Genomic DNA, 24,532 nt, shown 5'->3' with positions numbered 1-24,532 from the left:
TGGGAACGACCCTAGGAGCTCACACCTGTGTGAGGTTCAAGGGGATGTGACGGAGGTCATACCGGGGATCCGGCGGCGGGAACGGCGAAGGGCCGGACCTCCACGGAGGAGGTCCGGCCCCTGGGTTCACCGGTTCACCGGCTCACCGAGCGCTCAGGCGTCGCCGCCGGCGGCACCCGGGTCGGCCGCGGCCACGTCCAGCAGCTGGTAGCGGTCGATCGCGTCCTTCAGGGCGCTGCGGTCGATCTTGCCCTGCTTGGCGAGCTCGGTGAGCACGCCCAGGACGACCGACTGCGCGTCGATGTGGAAGAAGCGACGGGCCGCGCCACGGGTGTCGGCGAAGCCGAAGCCGTCGGCACCCAGCGACTGGTACTGCCCCGGCACCCAGCGCGAGATCTGGTCCGGCACCGCGCGCATCCAGTCGGAGACGGCGACGAACGGGCCCTCGGCGCCCTGCAGCTTCTGCGTCACGTAGGGGACGCGCTGCTGCTCCTCCGGGTGCAGGAGGTTGAACTCCTCGGCCTCCACCGCGTCGCGGCGCAGCTCGTTCCAGGAGGTCGCGGACCAGACGTCGGCCTTGACGTTCCACTCCTCGGCGAGGACGCGCTGGGCCTCCAGGGCCCACGGCACCGCCACGCCGGAGGCGAGGATCTGGGCCGGGATCTGGCCGGCGGTCGCCGGGGCGTACCGGTGCAGACCCTTGAGGATGCCCTCGACGTCGACGTTCTCCGGCTCGGCCGGCATCTTGATCGGCTCGTTGTAGACGGTCATGTAGTAGAAGACGTCCTCGCCGTGCGGGAACTCCGCCGACGAGCCGTACATCCGCCGCAGGCCGTCCTGGACGATGTGCGCGATCTCGAAGCCGTACGCGGGGTCGTACGCGACGACGCCCGGGTTGGTCGAGGCCAGCAGGTGCGAGTGGCCGTCCGCGTGCTGCAGGCCCTCGCCGGTCAGCGTGGTCCGGCCGGCGGTGGCACCGATCACGAAGCCGCGGGCCAGCTGGTCGGCCATCTGCCAGAACTGGTCACCGGTGCGCTGGAACCCGAACATCGAGTAGAAGACGTAGACCGGGATCAGCGGCTCGCCGTGGGTGGCGTAGGAGGAGCCCGCGGCGATCAGCGAGGCCGTGCAGCCCGCCTCGGAGATGCCGTCGTGCAGCATCTGGCCGGTCGGGGACTCCTTGTACGCCAGCAGCAGCTCGCGGTCGACCGACTCGTAGGTCTGGCCCAGCGGGTTGTAGATCTTCGCCGACGGGAACAGCGAGTCCATGCCGAAGGTGCGGTACTCGTCGGGCGCGATCGGCACGAAGCGGTTGCCGATGCCCTTGTCCCGCATCAGGTCCTTGAGCACCCGGACGAACGCCATCGTGGTGGCGATGGTCTGGTTGCCCGAACCCTTCTTGACCGCCTTGTACGCGTCGTCGCCCGGCAGCTCCAGCTGACGCGGCCGCACCTTGCGGGTCGGCACGTAGCCGCCCAGCTCCTTGCGGCGGTCGTGCATGTACTGGATCTCCTCCGAGTCACGGCCCGGGTGATAGTAGGGCGGGTAGCCCTCCTCCAGCTGCTTGTCCGTGATCGGGATGTGCAGGCGGTCGCGGAAGCGCTTCAGGTCCTCGACCGTCAGCTTCTTCATCTGGTGCGTCGCGTTGCGGCCCTCGAAGTTGGGGCCGAGCGTCCAGCCCTTGACCGTCTGGGCCAGGATGACCGTCGGCTGGCCCGTGTGCTCGCGGGCCGCCTTGAACGCCGCGTAGACCTTGGCGTGGTCGTGGCCGCCGCGACCCAGATGCTGGATCTGCTGGTCGGTCATGCTCTCGACCATCTTGCGCAGCCGCAGGTCGCCGCCGAAGAAGTTCTCGCGGATGTACGCGCCGGTCTCGGTGGCGTACGTCTGGAACTGGCCGTCGACCGTGGTGTTCAGCTTGTTCACCAGGACGCCGTCGCGGTCCTGTGCGAGCAGCGGGTCCCAGCTGCGGTCCCAGACCAGCTTGATGACGTTCCAGCCGGCGCCCCGGAACTGGGACTCCAGCTCCTGGATGATCTTGCCGTTGCCGCGGACCGGGCCGTCCAGGCGCTGCAGGTTGCAGTTGACCACGAAGGTCAGGTTGTCCAGGCCCTCACGCGCGGCGAGCGACAGCTGGCCCAGCGACTCCGGCTCGTCCATCTCGCCGTCGCCGAGGAAGGCGTACACGTGCGAGGCGGAGGTGTCCTTGATGCCCCGGTGCTCCAGGTAGCGGTTCATCCGGGCCTGGTAGATCGCGCCGAGCGGGCCGAGGCCCATCGAGACGGTCGGGAACTCCCAGAAGTCCGGCATCAGCCGCGGGTGGGGGTAGCTGGAGAGGCCGTACGGCGCCTTCGACTTCTCCTGGCGGAAGGCGTCGAGCTGCTGCTCGGACAGTCGGTCCAGGAGGAAGGCGCGGGCGTAGATGCCGGGGGAGGCGTGACCCTGGAAGAAGATCTGGTCGCCGGACTCGCCCTCGGCGTCCTTGCCGCGGAAGAAGTAGTTGAAGCCCACGTCGTAGAGCGACGCGGAGGAGGCGAAGGTGGCGATGTGGCCGCCGACGCCGATGCCCGGACGCTGCGCCCGGGAGACCATGACGGCCGCATTCCAGCGGGTCGCGTTGAGGACCTTGCGCTCGATCTCCTCGTTGCCGGGGAAGAACGGCTCGTCCTTGGTGGCGATGGTGTTGATGTAGTCCGTGCTGCGCATCTCGGGCACGGCGACACGCTTCTCGCGGGCGCGCTCGATCAAGCGGAGCATCAGGTAGCGGGCACGCTCGCGCCCCCGCTCGTCGATGGCCGCGTCAAGCGACTCCAGCCATTCCGCGGTCTCCTCGGGATCGAAGTCCGGGACCTGACTCGGAAGGCCGCCAATGATGATCGGGTTGCGATCGGATCCGGAAGCCACGCTGTTCCTTCACTGTCGGTCGAAACTGAGGTGTGTCGCGCCGCCTCCATCGTGCTACCGCGCTCGGAGATCCGTCATCTCTACCGATCGGTAACCGCTGCGCCCGGTAGGCGGAGCGGTCTGGCGGCGCGCGGAGCAGGCGCTATTGCCTGCGCCCCGCACCACCGGGTGTTACGAACAGAGGTGGTCCGACCTGGTTGCCCGATCGTCCGATGGCGGGCGGTCGGGGTGAGGGCCAACAGGAGACTCTACGCCCGCGCACGCGCGGACCCGAATGCCGTTCGCATCTCGGGCACGCGTACGGCCTGTGGACCGGGGTCACCCGAAGCATCCTTGTCCCATGCAGAGAAGGGCAAATCGGTGTGATTCACGACACGTCGACCGGCGTGTCCCCCTGCGACACGTCAACCTTTGGAGGGGATCGGGGGTCGGGTACTTGCGCGAACCGCCGCGCCCGTGTGGACTACGGCCACAGCCTCGGCATGGATGCCGAGCCGAATACTGGAGGTTATTCCCGTGAGCGCGACCGCGGACCCCGCGGACAAGTCCAACCCGGCCCACCGTCTCGGATTCGAGAAGGACCAGATCATCCAGGAGCTGGGGTACGACGAAGACAGTGACCAGGAACTCCGCGAGGGCATCGAGGAGATCACCGGGACAGATCTCGTCGACGAGGACTACGACGACGTCGCCGACGCCGTCCTGCTGTGGCACCGCGACGACGACGGAGATCTCACCGACTCCCTCGTCGACGCCCTGGAATACCTGGCCGAGGGCGGCCTGATCTGGCTTCTGACGCCCAAGACCGGCCGGGACGGCCACATCGAGGCGTCCGACATCGCCGACGCGGCCCGGACCGCCGGCCTCTCGCAGACCAGCTCGATCGCCATCGCCAAGGACTGGGCCGCCACCCGGTTGGCGACCAAGGCCGCCAAGGCGGGCAAGCGCTGAGCGCCCCTCGCGCCTGAGCCGCGATCCAGAGCCGGGCCCCGTTGGAGCTTCCTCCAGCGGGGCCCGGCCGTTTCGCGTTCCGGGCTGGATCCCCTGCCGGGGTCGCGTTCGCCGAGGGCGAAAGCAGGCGCCCCGAGCGCCGGCCGCCTCACCCGTTCGGCCGAATCGGGGTCGACGAATGCAAGGATGGCGCTCGCCGCGCCCGCCGCGCGGCCCTGTCGCGTCAGAAAGGTCCCACCATGGCCATCGAGGTCGGCACCGAGGCTCCGGACTTCGAGCTGAAGAACCAGCACGGCGAGCTGGTCAGGCTCTCCGACTTCCGGGGCGAGAAGAACGTCGTCCTGGTCTTCTACCCGTTCTCCTTCACCGGCGTCTGCACCGGCGAGGTCTGCGCGATCCAGAAGGAGCTGCCGCGCCTGCAGAACGACGAGGTCCAGGTGCTCGGCGTCTCCAACGACTCGCCGTTCACCCAGCGCGTCTTCGCCGAGCAGGAGGGCCTGGAGTACCCGCTGCTCTCCGACTTCTGGCCGCACGGCGAGGTCTCCCGCGCCTACGGCGTCTTCAACGAGGAGAAGGGCTGTGCGGTGCGCGGCACCTTCGTGATCGACAAGGCCGGCGTGGTCCGCTGGAGCGTCGTCAACGACCTGCCGGACGCCCGTGACGAGCAGGAGTACCTGAAGGTCCTCGGCGCGCTCTGAGGCCCCCGCGCGCCCCTTCCCGGGGGCGCCCGACGGGCCCGGCGGGCTGCGGACGGACCGCGGGGCGGGCCCCCGCGCGGATTCGAACAGCCACGCCGGGCCCGTTCTCCGCCCAGGACGGGAACCCGGCACTACGATCGGTCCGTTGGCTGGTCAGAGGCTCGGCGCAATCGTCGCCGCACCTCCGACCGCACCACGGGGGCACCAGCGCGTGCCTCCCGAATCTTGGAGGACAAGTGGGTGTCAGCCTGAGCAAGGGCGGCAATGTCTCGCTCACCAAGGAAGCCCCCGGCCTGACCGCCGTGGTCATCGGCCTTGGCTGGGACGTCCGTACCACCACCGGCACGGACTTCGACCTGGACGCCAGCGCCCTGCTCTGCAACGACCAGGGCAAGGTCGACAAGGACGGCAACTTCGTCTTCTTCAACAACCTGAAGAGCCCCGAGGGCTCGGTCGAGCACACCGGCGACAACCTGACCGGTGCCGGCGAGGGCGACGACGAGGCCATCAAGGTCGACCTGGCGACCGTGCCGGCCGATGTGCAGAAGATCGTCTTCCCGGTGTCGATCTACGACGCCGAGAACCGGACCCAGAACTTCGGCCAGGTCCGCAACGCGTTCATCCGCGTGGTGAACCAGGCCGACAACAAGGAGCTGGCCCGGTACGACCTCTCCGAGGACGCCTCGACCGAGACCGCGATGGTCTTCGGCGAGCTGTACCGCAACGGCGCCGAGTGGAAGTTCCGCGCCATCGGCCAGGGGTACGCCTCCGGCCTGCGCGGCATCGCCCAGGACTTCGGCGTCAACGTCTGAGCCGGGCGGCGGGCCCGCCGGGCCTGACGGAGTACCACCGGGCCGGGGCCGGCCGCGGACGCGAGGGCGTCGGCGGTCGCCCCGGCTTCGTGCTGTCCGGGGCCGTGTCGCTCGGGTTCGCGCTGTGCGGCTTGGTGGCGCCCGGGGCGGGCGGCGGGTGGGGCCCGGCCGGGGTCACCGGTTCGTGCGCCCCGGCTTCGAGCCGGTCCGGCGCACTGGAAGGATAGGAGTTCAGGAAGTTCAGCCGGCCGAAGGAGGCCGGGCGGGGCCACGGGGGAATAGACCTTGAGATGCGCCCCGGGAGGAAAAGGGAGGAAGGACAGCCATGAGTGTCACGCTCGCCAAGGGTGGAAACGTCTCGCTCACCAAGGCCGCGCCGAATCTGACGCAGGTCCAGATCGGCCTCGGCTGGGACGCCCGCTCGACCACCGGTGCGCCGTTCGACCTCGATGCGAGCGCGCTGCTCTGCTCGGGAGGCCGGGTGCTCGGTGACGAGTACTTCGTCTTCTACAACAACCTGAAGAGCCCCGAGGGCTCGGTCGAGCACACCGGTGACAACCTCACCGGCGACGGCGACGGCGACGACGAGGTCGTGCTGGTCAACCTGGACCTCGTCCCCCCGCAGGTGGACAAGGTGGCCTTCCCGGTGTCGATCTACGACGCCGAGTCGCGCCTGCAGAACTTCGGTCAGGTGCGCAACGCCTACATCCGGGTGGTCAACTCCCTGGACGGGCAGGAGATCGCGCGGTACGACCTGACCGAGGACGCCTCCAGCGAGACCGCGATGATCTTCGGCGAGCTGTACCGCTACGCGGGCGAGTGGAAGTTCCGCGCGGTGGGCCAGGGGTACGCCTCGGGTCTGCGCGGCATTGCCCTCGATTTCGGCGTGAACGTACAGTAACGGCGGCCCGAGACCCGCGTCCGACGCGGTCGACGTCCTCGGCGCCATGAACTCGAAAGGTAACCAAGTCCCGTGTTCCTCCGCACCTTCGGCTGGTCATTCGCGATCACCGTCATCGGGCTGATCGCAGCCGGCCTGCTCTGGGGAGCTGAAGGATTCGGCATCGTGCTGATCCTCTCCATCCTGGAGATCTCCCTGTCGTTCGACAACGCGGTGGTCAACGCCACGGTGCTGAAGCGGATGAACCCGTACTGGCAGAAGATCTTCCTCACCGTCGGCGTGCTGATCGCCGTCTTCGGTATGCGGCTGATCTTCCCGCTGCTGGTCGTCGGCCTCACCGCGCACCTCAGCCCCGCGACCGTCATCGACCTCGCGCTCAACTCCGACAAGACCTACGAGGGTTCCACCTACGCCCAGTACCTGGAGGCCGCCAACCCGGCCATCGCGGCGTTCGGTGGCGTCTTCCTGCTGATGATCTTCCTCGACTTCATCTTCGAGGAGAAGGACTACAACTGGCTGGCCTGGATCGAGCGTCCGCTGGAGAAGGTCGGCAAGCTGGAGGCCTTCTCGACGGTCGTCGCGCTGGTCACGCTGCTGCTGGCGTCCAACTTCTTCGCCGGGGAGCACGCCGAGACGGTGCTGCTCGCCGGAGTGCTCGGCCTGGTCACCTACCTCTCCGTCAACGGGCTCTCCTCGATCTTCGAGGCGGGCCTGGAGGAGGAGGCCGAGGAGGAGGAGAAGTCCGGCAAGTCCGGGAAGTCCATCGTCCAGGTGGGCGGCAAGGCCGCGTTCTTCCTCTTCATGTACCTGGAGGTGCTGGACGCGTCGTTCTCCTTCGACGGCGTGGTCGGCGCGTTCGCGATCTCCAGCGACATCTTCCAGATCACCCTGGGCCTCGGCATCGGCGCGATGTACATCCGCTCGCTGACCGTCTACCTGGTCCGTCAGGGCACCCTCGACGACTACGTCTACCTGGAGCACGGCGCGCACTACGCGATCGGCGCGCTCTCGGTGATCCTGCTGGTCGGCATCGAGTACCACATCCCGGAGATCGTCACCGGCCTGATCGGTGTCGCCTTCATCGGCCTCGCCCTCGGCTCGTCGATCCTGCGCAACCGCAAGGAGGCCGCCGCGGGCGGCGGCGGGGACGACCACGAACTGGCGAGCGCCGGCAAGTAGCGCTCCGCACCCGGGGCCGTCGCCCCGGGGCCCGACGAGAACGGCCGCCCCCTCCGGTGAGGGGCGGCCGTTCTGCGTGCGCGGTGCTCGGTTCGGTTGTCCCCGCTGCGGGAGGGTCAGCCGAGCTGCTGCTCGATGGCGCGCAGCTTGCGCTCCAGCGAGTCCAGCTTGGGCATCGACAGGGTGTCGTCGTCGGCCGTCAGGTCGATGGTCGAGCTGCGGTAGGAGGACGACGAGGAGCCGCTGCCGAGGTAGGACGAGTCGCCGAACGGGTCGGTCGAGGAGGACCCGACGGCGGCCCGCGGGCGGCGGCCGGCCTCCAGGGCGCTCAGCGAAGCGGGCTCCAGGACGGAGCGGCCGGTCTGGGAGGTGGCGTCGGCGTCAGCGGCTAGGGCAGGCTCCGAAGCGTTCGGGCCGTCTCCGGCAGCGGTGAGCGCGGGCACCTGACGGCCGCCGCGGGCCCGGGCCAGCATCCCGCTCTGGCGGGAGATGGCCTTGAGCTCGGCGCGCTCGCGGCGGTCGGCGCTGCGGGCACGCAGCTTGGCCGCCTCCTTCGTCTGGCGCTCCTCGCGGACCTCCTCGACCGCCTCGTCCAGGCTGCGGACGTTCTCCAGCAGCATCAGCGACCAGGCGGCGTAGGTCTCGCGGGGGGCGCGCAGCCAGCGGACGATCCGGATCTGCGGCAGCGGGCGCGGGACGAGGCCCTGCTCGCGCAGCGCGGCCTTGCGGGTCTGCTTCAGCGCCCGGTCGAACAGGATCGCGGCCGAGATGGACATGCCGGAGAAGAACTGCGGGGCGCCGTCGTGGGACACGCCGCGCGGGGCGTGCACCCAGTTGAACCAGGCCGAGGCGATCGCGAACACCCAGACCAGCAGGCGCGAACCGAGCGCCGCGTCACCGTGGCTGGCCTCGCGCACGGCGAGCACGGAGCAGAACATCGCGGCGCCGTCCAGGCCGAACGGGACGAGGTACTCCCAGCCGTTGGACAGGCCCAGGTTCTCCTTGCCGAAGCCCACCAGGCCGTGGAACGAGAGCGCGGCGGCGACTCCGGCGCAGCAGAACAGCAGGACGTAGGAGGAGATTCCGTAGATCATCTCCTTGCGCCGGCGGCGCTCCTCGGTGCGCTCCCAGGAGTCACCCGAGTCCTCGTTCTTGGTCGTGTTCTTGAAGCGCAGCGTCGCCACCAGGATGGCGGTGAACAGCAGGGCTGCGCCGCCGATGACGGTCCAGACCAGCTGTATGGAGGTCAGGTTCATTGCGGGTCGGGCCTCGGGTTTCCGCAGGGGACAGGTCACAGTGCGACACAGACGATCAGATCCCGTCGCCGGGACAGGGCCTGACGGTACGTCCTTGCCGCCGGGCGCCCACCGCGCCCGGGCAGGGGCGGTCGGGACACCTGTGCGGCTAGACGATATCGCGTCCGAAGGGGCGGCATGTTACGGGAGGGGACCTTCGTCCCGCCAGCCGACCCGCCGTCGGCTCCCGGCCGCCGTCGGGTGGTCGGCGGGTGGTCGGCCGGTGGTCGGCCGGTGTCCCGCCGGTGCACCGTCGGTGTCCGGTTCACGTGGCTGGGTAAGCAGTTCGGGTACCCGGCGGGCGGGCTGATGCCGGATCATTGGGCGACGGACCGCCGGACCGACCGGCGGCCCTGGGGGAGGACTGGGATGGCCTCGATTTGGGAGTACCTGCGCGGGGAGCGGAACACCCTGGACCCGGGCGGGCAGCACAAGATCACACTCACCAAGTCGACGCCGCAGCACGCGATCACCGGGGCCGCGGCCACCACCGGCTACCTCTACGTCAACCTGCACTGGACCACCCGGATAGGAGCGCCGCGCTCCTCCGGCCGGGACGCGCTCAAGCGCTGGTTCAGCCCGCGCATCCTCAGCCCGGTGGAGCCGGACACGCAGCAGGGCGCCCAGCTCAACGTCGACCTCGACCTGGCCTGCATGTACGAACTGTCCGACGGCAGCCGGGGCGTGGTGCAACCGCTCGGCGGCTACTTCGGGGACCTCCAGCGCGCGCCCTTCGTCAAGCTCAGCGGCGACGACCAGTACGGGGCGCCGTCCGGCGAGACGATGTACGTGAACCTGGAGAAGAAGGACCAGTTCAAGCGGCTGCTCATCTTCGTCTACATCTACGACGGCACACCCGCGTTCGAGCAGGCCAACGCGGTGGTGACGATCGTGCCGCAGACCGGTCCGCGGATCGAGATCAAGCTGGAGGAACGCGCCCCGGCCGCCCGTTCCTGCGCGGTGGTGCTGATCGAGAACTCCGGGGACAACCAGCTGACGGTGCGCCGCGAGGTGCGCTACGTCAACGGTTTCCAGGCGGACATCGACCGGCTGTACGGCTTCGGGATGCAGTGGCAGCGCGGGTACAAGGGCCCGTCCGGGCCGGAGTAGCGGCCCCGCGCGGCGGTCAGCGGGGCTGGAACTGCGGGCCCTGCGGCGGCAGCGCGAACTCCTCGGGGGCGGCCGGGGGCTGCGGGGCCGGCGGCGCGGGCTGCTGGGCCTGCTGCTGGGACGGCGGCGCGGGGTGCTGGGACGGCGGCGCGGTGGCCGACTGGGGGTAGCCGTAGCCGCCCTGCTGCTGCGGTGCGGGCTGCGGCGGGTACCCGTAGGTACCCTGCTGCTGCGGGTAGGGCTGCTGCGGTGCCTGGTGGGCCGGCTGCGGGTAGCCGTACCCGGGGCGCGGGGCCTGCTGGGGATAGCCGTAGCCGCCCTGCTGGGGGCCGGGCTGCGGGTACCCGTACCCCGGTTGCCGGGCCGGGGGCGCGGGCGGGACGGTCGGCGCGGTCGTCGGCATCGCGGGCGGCGCCTGCGGCGGCGGGGGAGTGCGGGCGGGTACGGCCGGGGCCGACGCGGGCGGCTGCGGGGCGGCGGCCTGCGCGGCGCCGAGCGGGACGGCGGGCGCCAGGGTGTACGTGCCCGGCTCGGGGCGGGCGACGGGGCGCGGGTCCGGCACGGCGGCGCGCGGGTCGGCCGGACCGGCGCCGCGGGCGTCCGCCGCGCCGTCCTCGACGGTGATCCCGAAGTCGGTGGCCAGGCCGATCAGCCCGGACGCGTAGCCCTGGCCGACGGCCCGGAACTTCCACGACCCGGCCCGGCGGTAGAGCTCGCCCGCGACCAGCGCGGTGACGTCGTCGTTCTCGGGCATCGCGAACTCGGCGAGCGCGGCGGCGCCCTCGCCGGCGCCGGCGTCGAAGAGCAGCAGGCGCAGCCCGGTCACGGAGCGGAACGATCCGCCCTCGGAGGAGCCGGCCAGCACCACCCGGTCCACCTCGGGCGGCAGCTTGGCGAGCTCCGCCTCCACGGTGTCGGCGATCTCGGCGCCGGCGGCGGTCTGCTGCTTGGGCAGGTGGCGCACCAGGCCCGACGGGTGCCTCGGCTGGTTGTAGAAGACGAAGTCGGCATCCGAACGAACCCTGCCCTCGGCGCCGAGGAGCAGCGCGGAGGCGTCCACGTCCGGCGCACCGGGCGTGGCGCTCCAGCGCAGCACGGCGCGGACCGCCGCCACCGGCAGTGCGATGTTGGCGCCCTTGGCCATCACGTGCGTCATAGCGGACCATCCTGCCTGTTCGCCACCCCTTCGGACAACGTGACCGGAGGGGGCGCGGCCATCGGACTTTGCCAATGCTTGCGGTTTGTGAAGCGGAGGGTAATCTTCCGAGAATTCGATGTTTCCGAATCGCATTCGACCGGAAGTCGTCCGTACGATAGGCGGCCAGAGGGCCCCCGGGGGGTTCGGCGAGGGGGATCAGCAGCGCGCGCCCGGGAACCACCGGGCCCGGTGGACCGGTTAACCATCGTGACGCCCCGCACCCCGCAACGGTGCCCGACGGCCCGCACTCCGATCTCCCGCAGCCCGACTCCCCACCTGATCGCGGCACCCCCCGAGCCGCCTCCGCACCCCCTCCCGGCCCCCTTCCGCACCCCCGAGCACCGCCCGCACCTCCCCGAGCACGAACCCCGCACGCCCCTGAGCACGAACCCCGCACGCCCCTGAGCACGAACCCCGCACGCCCCTGAGCACGAACCCCGCCGGGACCGGCGGCCGCAACCCCTGAGGAGAGCACCATGCGCCATTTCGGCCACCTCGCCGACGACGTACGCGGCCGGCTCTTCCTCGAACAGCCCGGGGCCTTCTCGGCGGAGAGCGATGCGGCCGTCCTCGCCACCGCGCTGGGCGCGACCCTCTACAGCCCCGCCACCCGGCCCACGCTGGGTGAGGACATCCGCAAGCAGGCGGGTCGAGGCGTGGTCTCGATGGTGCTCTGCCTGGAGGACGCGATCGCCGACCACGAAGTGACCGCGGCCGAGGCCAACCTGGTGGTGCAGCTCGGCGAGCTCTTCGAGGGGCCGCACGGCGGGCTTCCGTCGCGGGGCGGGGCACCCGGCGCGGCCGGGGAGGCGGCGGTCCGCGACGACCTGCGGGCGCGCGGCGAGGTGCGCCCGGAGATGCCCGGCGGGTGGCTCGGGAAGGTGCGGGGAGTGACGTCCGAGCCGGTCGAGGCCGCCGAAACCTCCACGGCTCGCACACAGGATCTGCCCCTCCTCTTCATCAGGGTCCGAGCAGCCTCCCAGATCACCGACCTGGCCGGCCGGCTCGGCCCGGCGATCGGGCTGCTCACCGGTTTCGTCCTGCCGAAGTTCACCGACGAGAGCGGCGGCGAGTTCCTGGAGGCGCTCGCCGGCGCCGAGGCGGCCACCGGTCGCCGGCTGTTCGCCATGCCCGTCCTGGAGTCCCCCGAACTGGCCCACCTGGAGACCCGCCGCGAGCAGCTGTTCGGCATCGCCCGGCTCCTCGACAAGTACCGCGAGCGCGTCCTCGCCGTCCGGCTCGGAGTCACCGACCTCTGCTCCGCGTACGGGCTGCGCCGCTCGCCCGACCTGACCGCGTACGACGTCGCGCTGGTCGCGTCGGTGATCGGGGACGTGGTCAACGTGCTCGGGCGGGCCGATGGCACCGGGTTCACCGTGACCGGTCCGGTCTGGGAGTACTTCCCCGTCCAGGAGCGGATGTTCAAGCCGCAGCTGCGCCGCACCCCGTTCGCCGAGGCGGAGCCCTCCGGGGTGGCCGTGCGCCAGCGGATCATCGACCACGACCTGGACGGCCTGATCCGCGAGATCGAGCTCGACCGGGCCAACGGACTGCTCGGCAAGACCTGCATCCACCCCAGCCACGTCCCCGCCGTGCACGCGCTCTCCGTGGTCACCCATGAGGAGTACAGCGACGCGCGGGACATCCTGGACCAGGAGCGAGGCGGCGGCGGGGTGCTGCGTTCGGCGTACACCAACAAGATGAACGAGGCCAAGCCGCACCGGGCCTGGGCCGAGCGGGTGATGCTGCGCGCCGAGGTGTTCGGGGTGGCGAGGGAGGACGTCAGCTTCGCGGAGCTGCTCTCGGCCTGCCTCTGCGGCTGACCGCGGGGGCTCGTGGCGCGTGGGTCTCTCGCGCTTCTCGTACCTCGCGGGCCGCTCGTACCTTTCGTGCCTTTCGTACCTCTCGCGTTTCCCGTACCTCTCGGACCGACCGCACGACTCGCACCGCTTCGTACCGACCGCACGACTCGCACCATCGAAGGCAGGACCAGTAGTGACAGCACAGCAAGAGTGGACCGGTCGCTGGGTGGCCGACCGGGCGGGCGTCGGTCTGACCGGCTCGGACCGCCTCCCCGACCTGGTCGGCCTCGCCCTGCGCGAGAACCCCAAGCGCGCCCACCTGCTGGTCTCCACCGTGCTCGGCAAGCACGTCCCGCAGCGCCCGTCCGTGGTGCACGGCGCCGGTCTCGACCTCGGCCGCCTGGTGCGCGAGCTGCTGGGCGAGGAGGCGGCCGCCCGTGCCGTCGTGCTCGGCTACGCCGAGACCGCCACCGGCCTGGGCCACAGCGTCGCCGACGCCCTGGACGCCCCCTACCTGCACTCCACGCGCCGCCCGGTGGCCGGGCTGACCCCGGTCGGCGGCTTCGAGGAGGAGCACTCGCACGCCACCTCCCACCTGCTGCTGCCCGCCGACCCCGCGCTGCTGGCCGGTGACGGCCCGCTGGTCCTGGTGGACGACGAGTTCTCCACCGGCAACACCGTGCTCAACACCATCCGCGAGCTGCACGCGCGCCACCCGCGCGCCCACTACGTCGTGGTCGCCCTGGTCGACCTGCGCGACGAGAGCGACCGCCGCCGACTGGTCGACACCGCCGCCGAACTCGGCACCCGGCTCGACCTGGTCGCCGCGGCCGGCGGCGGCGTCGAGCTGCCGGCCGACATCCTCGCCCGCGCCGCCGAGCTGATCGCCGAGGTCGGCCCCGCGCCGGAGCCGCCCCCGGCCGCCCCCGCCCCGCTGGTCCGGGTCGCCCTCGACTGGCCCGCGGGCCTGCCGGACGGCGGACGGCACGGCTTCAGCGCCGCGCACCGGGCACAACTCGAAGAGGCGCTCCCGCAGTTGGCGTCCCAGCTGGCCGCCGCGCTGGAGCCGGGCGACGTCGGCCCGGCAGCGGGAGAGAGCCCAGCGGCGGGAGAGGGCCCGGCGGCGGGCGAGGGCCGGGAGTCCGGCGCGGCCGGCTCCGGCCGGGTGCTGGTCCTCGGCTGCGAGGAGCTGATGTACGCGCCGCTGCGCCTCGCCGGCGCCCTCGCGGACCACCTCCCCGACGGCGAGGAGCGGGTCCGCTACTCCACCACCACCCGCTCGCCCGTCCTCGCGGTGGACGACCCCGGCTACGCCATCCGCACCCGGCTCTCCTTCCCCGCCCACGACGATCCGCAGGACGCGCAGGACGGCGGTTCGCGCGAGCGCTTCGTCTACAACGTCGCCCCCGGCGCCGACCCGGCCCGCCGCTTCGACGCGGTGGTGCTGGTGGTCGACGACGTGGCCGACACCCCCGAACTGCACGATGGCGAAAGCTCTCTGCTCGCCCAGCTGCGGCAGGTCACCGACCGGGTGGTGCTCGCCGTGCTGCCCTCGCACCGGCCGGTCCCGGCCGTCCGGCCGGAGCGGAGCGCGCTGCCCGCGCCGCTGCACGGCCCGGAGTTCTCCTCCTACCGCGCCGACGAGGTCTCCTGGCTGCTCAAGGACCTCTCCGACGTCCCGCTGGAGGCCCCGACCGAGGAGCGCGAGGAGGCCGTCCAGAACGGCGGCGCCCACTACGCGGAGTCCTTGCCGGTGGAATACCAGCCCAGCCCCGAGTACCAGGAGCTGTTCCACCAGGCCTTGCGGGTCTCCGCCCGCCGGATCGCGCTCGCCGTCGGCACCGTCGCGGAGACGCTGCTCCGCGAGCGCGGCCGCGGCCTGGTGCTCGCCTCGCTGGCCCGGGCCGGCACCCCGGTGGGCGTTCTGATCCGCCGCTGGCTGGCCTTCGCACACGGCCTGGACACCCCGCACTACGCCGTCTCGATCATCCGCGGTCGCGGCCTGGACCCGGTCGCCGTCCGCTACCTGGACGCCCACCACCACGCCCCCGACGTGGTGTTCGTGGACGGCTGGACCGGCAAGGGCGCGATCACCCGCGAACTCGCCGAGGCCCTGGCCGGCACCGCCTTCGACCCCGAACTGGCCGTCCTGGCCGACCCCGGCCGCTGCGTGCGCACCTACGGCACCCGGGACGACTTCCTCATCCCCTCCGCCTGCCTCAACTCGACCGTCTCCGGCCTGGTCTCCCGCACCGTGCTGCGCACCGACCTGATCGGCCCGGACGACTTCCACGGCGCCAAGCACTACACCGAACTGGCCGGCGGGGACGTCTCCGGCGCCTTCCTGGACACCGTCGCCGACCACTTCGCCGAGGTCCTGGGCGAGGTGCGGACGGCGGCCGACCGGCTCGCCGCCGAGGACCGCACCCCCGACTGGGCCGGCTGGGCCGCCGTCGAGCGGATCAGCACCGAGTACGGCATCGACAACGTCAACCTGGTGAAGCCCGGCGTCGGCGAGACCACCCGGGTCATGCTTCGCCGCGTCCCCTGGCGGGTGCTGGCCCGCCGCGGCACCGGCGCCGACCTCGACCACGTCCGTCTGCTCGCCGCCCAGCGCGGCATCCCCGTCGAGGAGGTCGACGACCTGCCGTACTCGTGCGTCGGCCTGATCCACCCCCGCTACAGCCGGGGAGCGACCGGCGCCTCCGGCACGGCCGTCCTGGTGAAGGAGTCCTGAACCCGATGAGCAGCCCCAGTGGTTTCCTGGTCGCGAGCGACCTCGACCGCACCCTGATCTACAGCAACCGCGCCCTCGCCCTGGACGTGCCCGACCGGCTCGCACCGCGGTTGCTCTCCGTCGAGGTGCACGACGGCAAGGCGCTCTCGTTCATGACCGAGCAGGCCGCCGGGCTGCTCGTCGAACTCGCCCGCGAAGCCCTGCTCGTCCCCGCCACCACCCGGACCAGAACGCAGTACGAACGGGTCAACCTGCCCGGCCCGACGCCCGGTTGGATCCCCGCCTACGCGATCTGCAGCAACGGCGGCCGGCTGCTCGTCGACGGCGTCCCGGACGAGGACTGGCAGGCCGAGGTGGCCGGCCGGCTGGCCACCTCGTCGGTGCCGCTGGCCGAGGTGGTCGAACACCTGGCGCTCTGCGCGGACCCGGAGTGGACCCACAAGCGCCGGGTCGCCGACGAGCTCTTCGCCTACCTGGTCGTCGAACGCGCCGAGCTGCCGGCCGGCTGGCTCGACGAACTCACCGGCTGGTGCGCCGAGCGCGGGTGGACGGTCTCGCTGCAGGGCCGCAAGGTCTACGCCGTCCCGGCGCCGCTGAGCAAGAGCGCGGCGCTGGCCGAGGTCGAGCGGCGCGTCGGCGGCGCCACCGTGCTGGCCGCCGGCGACTCGCTGCTCGACGCGGACCTGCTGCTGGCCGCCGACGCGGCCTGGCGCCCCGGGCACGGGGAACTCGCCGACAGCGGCTGGACGGCCCCCGGGGTCACCGCGCTCGACCAGGTGGGCGTGGCGGCGGGGGAGGAGATCATCCGTCAGTTCCTGGCCCGTGTCCGGGGCGGGGCAGGCGTGGGTGTGGGTGCGGGCCCGGAGGTTCCGCGGGCCGTCGGTACGGAGGTCTCGCGGGCCGTCGGTACGGAGGGCCCGCGGACCGCCGACTCGGACGGCGGGCCGGCGGCCGGCTCGCTGGAGTCCGTGGCCAAGGGCTGAGGCCGGCGCCGCCGGCCGTTCCGCGCTCAGGTCAGCCGCTCCCCGTGCCCGCCGGCCGTTCCGCGCTCAGGTCAGCCGCAGCAACCGCCGCCGCAGCAGCCGCCCCCGCCACCGGACGGGGCCTGCTGCGCGGCGCCGCCGGACGCGCCGCCGGTGACGGCGACGGCCGACAGCAGCTTCACGGTGTCCTCGTGCCCCTGCGGGCAGACCGCGGGGTCGTTGGCCTGCGCCATCGTGCGGCGGAGTTCGAAGGTGGCCCCGCAGGAGCGGCAGCGGAAGTCGTAGCGTGGCATACCCGCAGGGTAGCCCGGCGCGGGCCGGCGGTGCAGGGGGCCCGCACGATCCGTGGGGGGCCGCCAAGGTCGCCGGGGTCCCCGGGGCTGCTGGCGGGGTGGCCGGGGGCGGCTCGCGCTACCGGTGGCCGCCCAGGTCCTCGCGGATCAGCTCCACCACCTGCGCCGCCGTCTCCCGCACCGCCGCCAGCTCGGTCAGGAAGTGCCAGTAGTCGGGGTGCCGGCCGGCCGTCTCCAGCGCCTCGACCGCCCGGTCCAGCCGGCCGACCGCCGCGTCCAGCGGAGCCGCGTGCCGCGGGTCCGGCGCCTGCCGCCCCGCCATCGCGAGCCGCTGGGCGTCCCGGAGCGCGAAGCGGGTCCGCTCGATCTCCCGGTTCGGATCGTGCTGCACCTCGTTCAGCTGCCGCAGCCGCTCGTTCACGGCGACCACCGAGCCGTCCGCGGTGTCCAGCAGCGCGCGCACCGTGCCGAGCGCGCCGGTCGCGTCCGGCCAGCGCTGCTCGTCGCGCGCCCGCGCCGCCTCGGCGAGCTTCTGCTCCGCCGCCCGCCCCGCCTCCGCCACCTGGTCCGGCACTCGTTGGAGGTCCTGCCAGCACGCCGTGGCGAACCGCCGCCGAAGCTCGCTCAGGGCCGGCTCCACCGTGCCGGCCTTGGTCTCCAGCGCCTGGATCCGGGTCCGCAGGCTGGCCACCCGCCGGTCGATCTCCCGGGCCCGCTCCGGCAGGTGCTCCGCGTCCGCCGTGATCGCGTCGGCCCGCTCCTTCACCCGCTCCGCGCGCTGCAGCGTCGCCGCCACCCCGTGCCGGCCCGCGCCCTCGTTCAGCCGGCCCAACTCCGGGCTCAGCTCCGCCAACCGGGCCGCCAGGTCGTCCGCCTTCAGCCCCGCGCCGCGCACCGCCTCCAGCGTGGTGGTCGCGGTCAGCAACGACCGCTTCGCCCCCTCCACCGCCGGGGTCACCCGCATCAGCTGCGACTCGGCGTGCTGCAGCACCGGCTGCAACCGCTGCAGGAAGCCGTCCAGCTCAGCCTGCGCCGACCCGAGCTGCCCCTTCACGTCCTGCAACTGGTGCCGGGCCCGCGCCGCGGCACCGGACTCCAGCTCCTCGGCATCCAGATCGTGCGCGTCCAGCGCCGCCAGGTAGTTCACGGTCACCTGGTCCACCCGGCCGGAGATCGCCTCGAAATCCGCCGCCGCCCGCTGCGCCGTCGCGCCGTCCTCCGCCGCCCGCACCGTCTCCACCGCCAGCCGCACCTCGCGCTGGGTGGAGTCCAACTCGTAGAACGCCTGCTGCGCCGCGTCCCGGGCCGCCTTCGCGTCCGCCCGCACCCCCTCGCCGCCGCGCCGGCCCCACCAGCCCCCGCCCGTACCGAACGACGCCGCCCCGGCGGCGCCCAGCGCGCCCGCGATCACCAGCGGCAACACCAGGGCCTCGGCCACCGCACTCCCCGGCCGCCGCCCCCACCCACTCCCGTCGGCCACCCTCACTGCGCGCTCCCTGTTCCGACCGCTGATCCACTGCCCATTGTTCCCGATCGCCCCACCACACCGGCACCCCCACCCGTCCCACTCCCCGAGCGCCCGCACCACACCACCCCCCGGGACCAGGTACTCTAGGCAGTCGTCGTGCCCCCACCGGGCCGCGACGGGGGGCGCGTAGCTCAGTGGTAGAGCGCTGCTCTTACAAAGCAGATGTCGGCGGTTCGAAACCGTCCGCGCCCACAGACGAGAAGGGCCAGTTCGGAGGAGCGATCCTCACGAACTGGCCCTTGATCGTTTTCGGGGTCTCAGTCGGGCTGTGCCACCGGCGTGCCAGATCCCGGTGCTGGGAACCGCTGGGCCAGCCAGGCCTCGACTGCCTCCTTTGAGACGTAGCCGTGCTCCCGGAGCAGGTCGACGATGTCCCGCCCGCTTATCAGCACGACGGGATGCTGGTCGTCCCGGATCTCCTCCTGCATCTGGCGGTGGAAGTACGACGTGGTGACGAGCACACCGAAGTTGCGGTGGCGCAGGCGTGAGATCAGCCGGCTGCCCTCCTTGACGCCTACGGAGTGGCTGGGGGAGTAGCACTTGGCTTCGAGGGCGAAGTCGATCGCTATTCGGTCGGTGGGCGGGCCCAGGTGGTACTGGCCGACTGCATCGCGGCCGCCGTCGCTGGTGCGGCGGGTCACCTCCACCTGCCCGGTTGCCGGCGCAAGCAGCCGCCACAGCTCGACCGCGCACGCTTCGAAGTCGTGCTCGCGGCCCCGGAAGTGCTCGCGGACTGCCTCCAGGACGGCCTGGGATGCGGGGTCGCCCGGCAACTGCTCGGCCTGCGTGCGGATGACCGTTGTCGCCGGGGCGGTGAGCGGTACGTAAGCGCGGGCCTCGACCCACGTCCGCCAGACATCGGGGCATCCGCCGTCCAGCGGGTCGCCGCCGCCGAGGACGTGCTGGATCCAGCCTCGGGGAATGACGGCCTGGTCCAGGACGGTGAAGCGGGACCGGTAGTTCTGGAAGCGTCGGCCGCTGGTTGTACGCCAGATAGCGGCAAGTTCGTCATCAGAGGTCAGCGCCGGGCCGCCCGGTGCGACCAGCCCGCGGAACCGCACGCCGCGGCCGCTGGAGCCAGCCTTCTCGAAGAGGAGGAACGGCGGGATCAGGCGCCGCTCCGCGGGCCCTGCATGAGAGGCCTCGAAGGTGTCCCGCAGCAGGTGGTTCCCGCCCCGCGGGGTTTCGTGCAGCTCGTGGCCGGGAGTCCGGTTGTCCCCGTAGTAGGTGAAGGCGCCGGTCTGGGCGTCGAGCGTGTCCGGCCAGTCAGGCTGGCGTCCGGTCGTGTAGAGGACGGCCAGGCGTACGGTCTGCTTCCACGGTGAGCCAGCCATGCGGAAGCCGCCTTGGTTGCCTACGCCGGGGATCAGCCGGTTGATGGGGTCGTCCGAGCTGTTACCTCTCGTGCCGCCCGGATAGAAGGCGTCGAGCTGGAGGTCGACGCCGCCCAGCTCCTCGAAGGCTGCGGCGTGCTGCTCGATCTGTGGTGACGGTGTGCTGGGGGCGGGCACGTGCTCGGGCTCGTTTCTGCTCGGCGGGCAGTACGTCTGTGCGAACAGGGAGTCTTTCGCGTGCGTGATCAAGCGCTGACACCGGGGCAGTTCTGGCGGGAGAGGAGGCACGAGTGAGGCCGGCCCGGGAGATCGGACCGGCCTCACTGCCTTCCGCGCCTACTCACTGGTTTCCGGGGGCTCTTCGTCGCCCTGAAGTGCCTTCCGGACGGCTGCACCCATGCGGTCGGCGATGGCGCGGTCCCGGTCGCTGGTCATGTGCTGGTAGATCAGCGCGGCCCGGGTGCTGCTGTGCCCCATCCTGGTCATGAGCTCCCGGGTGCTGGCCCCGTTCTGTGAGGCGAGGGTGTTCCCGGTGTGCCGGAGGTCGTGGAAGTGGGCTTCCGCGCTCACCCCAGCCGCGGTGCGGGCCCGGATCCAGTCGTCCCGGAAGTTGCTCCGGCGGAGCTTGCCGCCGCGGGGGCCGATGAACAGGTGGCCGTCTGGGCCGGGGCCGGCGAAGTGGTCGAGGTGGGTTGCCATGTCGGCCACGATCTCGGCGGGGAAGGCCACCGGGCGGAAGCCGGCACGGCTCTTCGGTGCCTTGTCGTACAACCGTCCCGTGTTCAGCTCCGCCTGGTTGCGCTGCACCCGGACGAACCGGCCATCCAGATCGACGTGCCTACGGCGGAGTGCGGCCAGCTCACCGAAGCGCAGCGTAGTGAACGCGGTCAGCAGCACCAGGGCCCGCCAGCGCGGGCCGATCGCCTCGGCCACGGCGAACACCTCGGTGACCGAGAGCACGGGACGCTCCGGGACGTCGTATGTGTCGGCGCCCTTGATCCGGCACGGGTTGCGCTGGATCAGCTCGTCGTCCACGGCGGTGTTCATGATGGCGCGCAGCAGTTGGTACGCCTTGACCACCGAGGGCTCGCCCGCCCCGTCGCCCAGAAGCCCCGACCGCCAGGAGCGGACCCGCGCCGGAGTGATCTCGGAGAGCGTTCGGCGTCCCAGGCCGGGCTGGATGTACTTGCGGAGCGTGATGGCGTACCGCTCCCGGGTGCTCTCCTCCAGCTTCCGGTCCCGGAGCCAGGTCGAGGCGAAGTCGCCAAGCTTCACCTTCCCGGCGTCCGGGTCGGTCCACTTGTCCCGCTTGATGTCGGCCTCGATGAGCGTGAGTGCCACCTCGGCGTCCGTCTTGGTCGGGTAGGTCTCCTCACCCTTGCGCGTCAACCCGGTGACCGGGTCCGGGTAGCGGATCTGCCAGCGGCCAGAGCCTAGTTGGCGGATGGAGCCGAAGCGGCGGCGGTTGCCCTTGCTGTTGGCCATCAGGCCGCCTTCCTGAGTGTGGACCGGCGGGCGCGGACAGGCTGCACGGTGTTGGTGGCGAGGTAGTCGGCGACGACGGCGGGACGGATGCGGACGTGTCGACCGACCTTGATGAACTCGATCCGCCGCTCGGCGACGAGACGGCGGGCGAACCGGGTTGTGGTGCCGAGGAGTTCGGCGACTTGGTTGACGTCGAGTAGTGGGTCAGGCATGGGTTGGTTCTCCTTCCGTGCCGGGTGCGGGTTGGATAGCGGCGGCGAGCCACTGTTCGCCGCGGGTGAGGCCGTGGCCGGCGAAGACCCAGTGCGCGAGGACGAGCGTGGTGTCCTCAGCGGCTAGGGCATCGGGACCGTGAAGGCGTTCGAGCGTCTGAGCGCGGCGCCAGGCCGTTCGGGCGCCGCGGAGCGCACCGAGGGTGGTCGAGTACTTGCGGGTCTTCGTGGAGAAGTGGCCGCGGAAGCCGAGCATGTGCGCCCAGGCACGGAGTCGGAGACCGGCCAAGTCGGGCCGAGCGCCGAGGTTCCAACAGGTTCGGATGAGCCGGCGGGCGTGTTCGGGGATGTCGTACTGGGCGATCTCGGCGAGCAGGCGCACCGGGCGGTCCAGGGTGCCGGTAGCGGTCTCGGCGCCCTTGGTGGCGTACTTGGCGATGTAGGCGGCGACGGCCCGTTCGGTGATCGGGGCGGGCCCGGCGAAGTCGGCATTGCGGATCGTGCGGATGTCGAGCTGCCTGCCGAAGGCGAACCGGTGCTCGCGGCCGTCGATCAGCGGGCCGGGGATCTCGGTCCGGCGGACTGCGGCGCCGATGGCGTCGGTCAGCAGCTCGGCGGAGGCCCAACCCGGCGGGCGGTCGCTTCCACCCTCGGGGCCGTCGAGGCGAATGACCGCGTGGAAGTGGATTGCACCGCGCTTCTGGTACTCGGCGACCTTGCCGAAGGAGATGCGGGCGAAGTCACGGAACTCCCGCTGCGTCAGCCCGGCCCGCTTGGCGACTTCCCGACGGAGGTGGATCGAGAAGCGGGCCCAAAGCTTGCCCGCATGGGCGTTCCACAGGACGGCGCCCTCGTAGTCGTACGTCTCCGGGGCGAGCGGTGAGCCGAGCGTCGGATCGTCAGCCGCGTGGACGGTGCCGCAGCGGCAGCGACCGGAGGCGGGCCGGTTGTGAACGGGCCCGAATGACGGGGCGGTGAAGGTGGCGAACACCCGGGGGTGGGTGGAGACCGTCTCGGGAGTGCCCTTGCCGCCGACGAGTCCGGCGGTGATCAGGTGGTACGTGTCGCGGCGATACGTTTCGGCACAGGACGGGCAGCGAGTGACACGGCGGTTGCCGCAGCGTACGAGCAGGTTCCCGGCGGGCAGGTCGGTGGACTCCAGGTGGTGGAGCACCTGCCCGGTCGTCTCGTTGATCTCGGTGCGCCAGCCGGCGAGCCGGATGGGCGAGGTGCAGCCGGCGAGGCCGGAGAGCTGGCGCATGAGAGCGGGCATGCTGCCGAGCTGGGCGAGGCCGATCAGCTCGGCGACCGGGGCGGACGTGGTGGCGGTCAAGCGGCCACCACCAGAAGGGTGCTGGTGAGGTAGGCGTCTGCGACGTGGGAGGTGTAGGCCGGCGGTATGGCTTCGCGCAGGCCGTCCCGGGTGGCCCAGGGCATGCCCATAACCTCTCGGGCGAGCGGAACATTCGAGAAGTTGCCCACGATGTGCATGAACTCGCCCTCGCGCACGGGGCGGCCCATCTTGGCGTTCGGGGCGAGGTGGCGCGGGTGATGCAAGGCCGGCACGGGGAACGAGGTCTCGAAGAGGCGGTGCCGGTAAGTGCGGAGGCCAAACATCGATCCGCACAGTTCCACCGAGGTCAGGAGCGGAGCCCCGGGCACGTTCTCGATGACATAGGGGCGGCCGAGCATGGAGAGCAGATCGCGCAACGGTTCCACGAGGTCGGGGTGGTTGTTGCCGCGGATCTTCTGGGCGTTGGTGTAGCGCTGGCACGGCGGGGAGGCGTGGATCAGGTCGAAGCCCTGGCCGTTGTCGGCAAGGTAGGCGAGGGCGTCGGACTGATGGAAGTCAAAGGGGTAGCGGGGCTGCGGCGCGAAGTCGACGCCGGTCACGTCGAATCCGGCGAGGTAGTAGCCCATGCCGGCACCGCCTTGGCAGCAGAAGAGGTCAAGGACGCGCAGGCCATTGGCGGGTCGGTTGGGGAGCTGAAAGAACACGGGGATCACCTCCGGGGAGGCCCCGGGACCAGAGCGGTGGCACAAGTCCCGGGGCCAGTGCTGGTCAGGACTGGTCGGCGGGCTTCTGGTGCTGCTCGGTCCACTGCTCCGCGCACGCCTTGTGGACGGGCTTGTCGCGGTCGGAGCGCAGGTTGGTCGGCTTGTCGCAGACGCCACAGGGGGCGGGCTTCTGGGCCCAGTGGCGGGAATCGCGCCAGTCGAGGAGGGCCATGTCAGACGGACCTCGCGACCAGGGCCAGCAGGCGGGCGACGGTGCCGGCGCCGTGGCAGGTCGGGCAGGTGACCGGGACGGTCGCGCGGGAGCCGTCGCGGAGGCGCACGCCCGTGGCGATGTGCGCCGTGGCGTGACCCGAGCAGTCCGGGCAGATCCGAGTCGGGGCGTGACTGTGCTGGGGCATGATGGTGCTCTCCTTCGTGGGCTTCGGTTCGGGAAGGGGTTGCGGCCTCGGGGCGGCGGGATGCTTGGCGGCGTGTTGCCGCCCCGAGGCTGGTCTTGAGGTCAGCGGCGGCGGGAGGTACGGCCGTCGCGCTTGTGCGCGTACATGTCCCGGTCGGCGGCGGCGAGCGCGTCCGTGAGCGAGACGACCGGCAGCTCCGCGACGGGGCAGATGCCCACCGAGGCGGCGGCCAGAAGCGAGAAGCCCGCGTAGGCGACCGGTCGGTGGAGGGCCGCGAGCAGGCCGGGCAGGCGGCCGGGGCCGTCCAGGACGACGGCAGCGAACTCGTCCCCGCCGAGGCGGGCGGCGATGCCGGAGCGGCCGACCCAGATGGAGAGGCGTTCGGCGGTGGCAGTGAGTACCGCGTCGCCGGCGGCGTGGCCGTGGGTGTCGTTGGTGGCCTTGAAGTCGTCCAGGTCGATCAGCAGCACCGATGCGCGGTCCGGGTGGTGCGCGATCAGTCGGTGGGCGCGGGCGGTGAAGCCGGCGCGGGTGTGGAGCCCGGTGAGCGGGTCGTGGCGGGCGGTGGCCAGGCGGCGGTTCAGCCAGGCGCTGTGAGTGGTCCATCCGATCAGCGGCGCACCGGCGGCAAAGATCGTGGGCAGATCCATGAGCGGTCCTTCGTGATGGGTTGTGGAGGGTTGCGATCTCCGG

The 24,532-nt window shown here is 71.7% G+C and carries 22 protein-coding genes and 1 tRNA gene; 10 read left to right on the top strand and 13 right to left on the bottom strand.

The features are described 5' to 3' along the window. Nucleotides 1-153: 153 nt before the first annotated feature. Nucleotides 154-2,904, bottom strand: a complete 2,751-nt coding sequence (gene aceE, locus ACZ34W_RS01975) for a pyruvate dehydrogenase (acetyl-transferring), homodimeric type (RefSeq protein ID WP_359802907.1) — start codon at nucleotides 2,902-2,904, stop codon at nucleotides 154-156. Nucleotides 2,905-3,420: 516 nt separating this feature from the next. On the opposite strand from aceE, the gene ACZ34W_RS01970 reads away from it, so the two are divergent. The 5 genes from ACZ34W_RS01970 to ACZ34W_RS01950 all read left to right on the top strand — a co-directional run bounded on the left by ACZ34W_RS01970 (nucleotide 3,421) and on the right by ACZ34W_RS01950 (nucleotide 7,445). Next, a complete protein-coding gene (locus tag ACZ34W_RS01970) occupies nucleotides 3,421-3,855 on the top strand; it encodes a DUF3052 domain-containing protein (protein WP_329487476.1) in 435 nt (144 codons plus the stop codon). Nucleotides 3,856-4,094: 239 nt separating this feature from the next. After that, nucleotides 4,095-4,553 carry a peroxiredoxin gene (locus tag ACZ34W_RS01965; protein ID WP_329487475.1) on the top strand — a complete coding sequence of 153 codons (459 nt, stop codon included), beginning with the start codon at nucleotides 4,095-4,097 and terminating at the stop codon, nucleotides 4,551-4,553. Nucleotides 4,554-4,789: 236 nt separating this feature from the next. Beyond that, nucleotides 4,790-5,365 carry a TerD family protein gene (locus ACZ34W_RS01960; protein ID WP_329487474.1) on the top strand — a complete coding sequence of 192 codons (576 nt, stop codon included), beginning with the start codon at nucleotides 4,790-4,792 and terminating at the stop codon, nucleotides 5,363-5,365. A gap of 325 nt (nucleotides 5,366-5,690) precedes the next feature. Beyond that, nucleotides 5,691-6,266 carry a TerD family protein gene (locus tag ACZ34W_RS01955; RefSeq protein ID WP_329487473.1) on the top strand — a complete coding sequence of 192 codons (576 nt, stop codon included), beginning with the start codon at nucleotides 5,691-5,693 and terminating at the stop codon, nucleotides 6,264-6,266. A 72-nt stretch (nucleotides 6,267-6,338) separates the two neighbouring features. Continuing rightward, nucleotides 6,339-7,445 carry a DUF475 domain-containing protein gene (locus ACZ34W_RS01950; protein WP_465600821.1) on the top strand — a complete coding sequence of 369 codons (1,107 nt, stop codon included), beginning with the start codon at nucleotides 6,339-6,341 and terminating at the stop codon, nucleotides 7,443-7,445. A 116-nt stretch (nucleotides 7,446-7,561) separates the two neighbouring features. Here ACZ34W_RS01950 and ACZ34W_RS01945 read toward each other — a convergent pair whose 3' ends face one another. Next, nucleotides 7,562-8,701 carry a DUF2637 domain-containing protein gene (locus ACZ34W_RS01945; RefSeq protein ID WP_329487471.1) on the bottom strand — a complete coding sequence of 380 codons (1,140 nt, stop codon included), beginning with the start codon at nucleotides 8,699-8,701 and terminating at the stop codon, nucleotides 7,562-7,564. A gap of 408 nt (nucleotides 8,702-9,109) precedes the next feature. Between ACZ34W_RS01945 and ACZ34W_RS01940 the strand changes: the two genes are divergently transcribed. Next, nucleotides 9,110-9,850, top strand: a complete 741-nt coding sequence (locus ACZ34W_RS01940) for a Tellurium resistance (protein WP_329487470.1) — start codon at nucleotides 9,110-9,112, stop codon at nucleotides 9,848-9,850. Between the two features lie 16 nt (nucleotides 9,851-9,866). On the opposite strand, the gene ACZ34W_RS01935 is transcribed toward ACZ34W_RS01940, so the two are convergent. Continuing rightward, the gene (locus tag ACZ34W_RS01935; protein ID WP_465600816.1) at nucleotides 9,867-11,006 is read right to left on the bottom strand and encodes a TerD family protein; all 1,140 of its coding nucleotides are present in this window, start codon (nucleotides 11,004-11,006) and stop codon (nucleotides 9,867-9,869) included. A 518-nt stretch (nucleotides 11,007-11,524) separates the two neighbouring features. On the opposite strand from ACZ34W_RS01935, the gene ACZ34W_RS01930 reads away from it, so the two are divergent. The 3 genes from ACZ34W_RS01930 to ACZ34W_RS01920 all read left to right on the top strand — a co-directional run bounded on the left by ACZ34W_RS01930 (nucleotide 11,525) and on the right by ACZ34W_RS01920 (nucleotide 16,570). Further along, a complete protein-coding gene (locus tag ACZ34W_RS01930) occupies nucleotides 11,525-12,871 on the top strand; it encodes an HpcH/HpaI aldolase/citrate lyase family protein (protein ID WP_465600813.1) in 1,347 nt (448 codons plus the stop codon). Between the two features lie 172 nt (nucleotides 12,872-13,043). Continuing rightward, on the top strand, nucleotides 13,044-15,587 hold the full coding sequence (locus ACZ34W_RS01925) for a phosphoribosyltransferase (RefSeq protein WP_465600810.1): 2,544 nt from the start codon (nucleotides 13,044-13,046) through the stop codon (nucleotides 15,585-15,587). Between the two features lie 5 nt (nucleotides 15,588-15,592). Beyond that, nucleotides 15,593-16,570, top strand: coding sequence for an HAD family hydrolase (locus tag ACZ34W_RS01920; protein ID WP_465600806.1), 978 nt, complete (start codon nucleotides 15,593-15,595; stop codon nucleotides 16,568-16,570). A 71-nt stretch (nucleotides 16,571-16,641) separates the two neighbouring features. Here ACZ34W_RS01920 and ACZ34W_RS01915 read toward each other — a convergent pair whose 3' ends face one another. Together ACZ34W_RS01915 and ACZ34W_RS01910 are read right to left on the bottom strand one after the other, a co-directional pair. Beyond that, nucleotides 16,642-16,863 carry an FmdB family zinc ribbon protein gene (locus tag ACZ34W_RS01915; protein WP_329487465.1) on the bottom strand — a complete coding sequence of 74 codons (222 nt, stop codon included), beginning with the start codon at nucleotides 16,861-16,863 and terminating at the stop codon, nucleotides 16,642-16,644. Nucleotides 16,864-16,981: 118 nt separating this feature from the next. Then, complete coding sequence (locus ACZ34W_RS01910) at nucleotides 16,982-18,301, bottom strand: coiled-coil domain-containing protein (RefSeq protein WP_329487464.1); 1,320 nt, start codon at nucleotides 18,299-18,301, stop codon at nucleotides 16,982-16,984. Between the two features lie 210 nt (nucleotides 18,302-18,511). On the opposite strand from ACZ34W_RS01910, the gene ACZ34W_RS01905 reads away from it, so the two are divergent. Continuing rightward, nucleotides 18,512-18,583, top strand: a tRNA-Val gene (locus tag ACZ34W_RS01905). 65 nt (nucleotides 18,584-18,648) lie between these two features. Here ACZ34W_RS01905 and ACZ34W_RS01900 read toward each other — a convergent pair. From ACZ34W_RS01900 to ACZ34W_RS01865, 8 genes are all read right to left on the bottom strand, one after another. Next, the gene (locus tag ACZ34W_RS01900; protein WP_465600801.1) at nucleotides 18,649-19,974 is read right to left on the bottom strand and encodes a restriction endonuclease; all 1,326 of its coding nucleotides are present in this window, start codon (nucleotides 19,972-19,974) and stop codon (nucleotides 18,649-18,651) included. A gap of 87 nt (nucleotides 19,975-20,061) precedes the next feature. Beyond that, complete coding sequence (locus ACZ34W_RS01895; RefSeq protein WP_465600797.1) at nucleotides 20,062-21,210, bottom strand: tyrosine-type recombinase/integrase; 1,149 nt, start codon at nucleotides 21,208-21,210, stop codon at nucleotides 20,062-20,064. Continuing rightward, on the bottom strand, nucleotides 21,210-21,422 hold the full coding sequence (locus ACZ34W_RS01890) for a helix-turn-helix domain-containing protein (RefSeq protein WP_465600794.1): 213 nt from the start codon (nucleotides 21,420-21,422) through the stop codon (nucleotides 21,210-21,212). Before ACZ34W_RS01890 ends, ACZ34W_RS01895 begins: the two co-directional genes overlap by 1 nt. Beyond that, nucleotides 21,415-22,695: a replication initiator gene (locus tag ACZ34W_RS01885; protein WP_465601167.1), complete on the bottom strand. Its 1,281-nt coding sequence runs from the start codon at nucleotides 22,693-22,695 to the stop codon at nucleotides 21,415-21,417. Before ACZ34W_RS01885 ends, ACZ34W_RS01890 begins: the two co-directional genes overlap by 8 nt. A gap of 56 nt (nucleotides 22,696-22,751) precedes the next feature. Further along, entirely contained in the window at nucleotides 22,752-23,420 is a 669-nt protein-coding gene (locus tag ACZ34W_RS01880; RefSeq protein ID WP_465600791.1) for a DNA cytosine methyltransferase, read from the bottom strand. A gap of 64 nt (nucleotides 23,421-23,484) precedes the next feature. After that, the gene (locus ACZ34W_RS01875; RefSeq protein ID WP_465600788.1) at nucleotides 23,485-23,652 is read right to left on the bottom strand and encodes a hypothetical protein; all 168 of its coding nucleotides are present in this window, start codon (nucleotides 23,650-23,652) and stop codon (nucleotides 23,485-23,487) included. A gap of 1 nt (nucleotide 23,653) precedes the next feature. Then, nucleotides 23,654-23,839 (bottom strand): hypothetical protein, encoded by a 186-nt coding sequence (locus ACZ34W_RS01870; RefSeq protein WP_465600785.1) that lies wholly within the window; start codon nucleotides 23,837-23,839, stop codon nucleotides 23,654-23,656. A 101-nt stretch (nucleotides 23,840-23,940) separates the two neighbouring features. Then, complete coding sequence (locus tag ACZ34W_RS01865) at nucleotides 23,941-24,489, bottom strand: GGDEF domain-containing protein (RefSeq protein ID WP_465600782.1); 549 nt, start codon at nucleotides 24,487-24,489, stop codon at nucleotides 23,941-23,943. Nucleotides 24,490-24,532 lie beyond the last annotated feature (43 nt).

This window comes from Kitasatospora sp. NPDC022856 (assembly GCF_055561235.1).
This window is presented reverse-complemented; position numbering and strand designations above follow the sequence as displayed.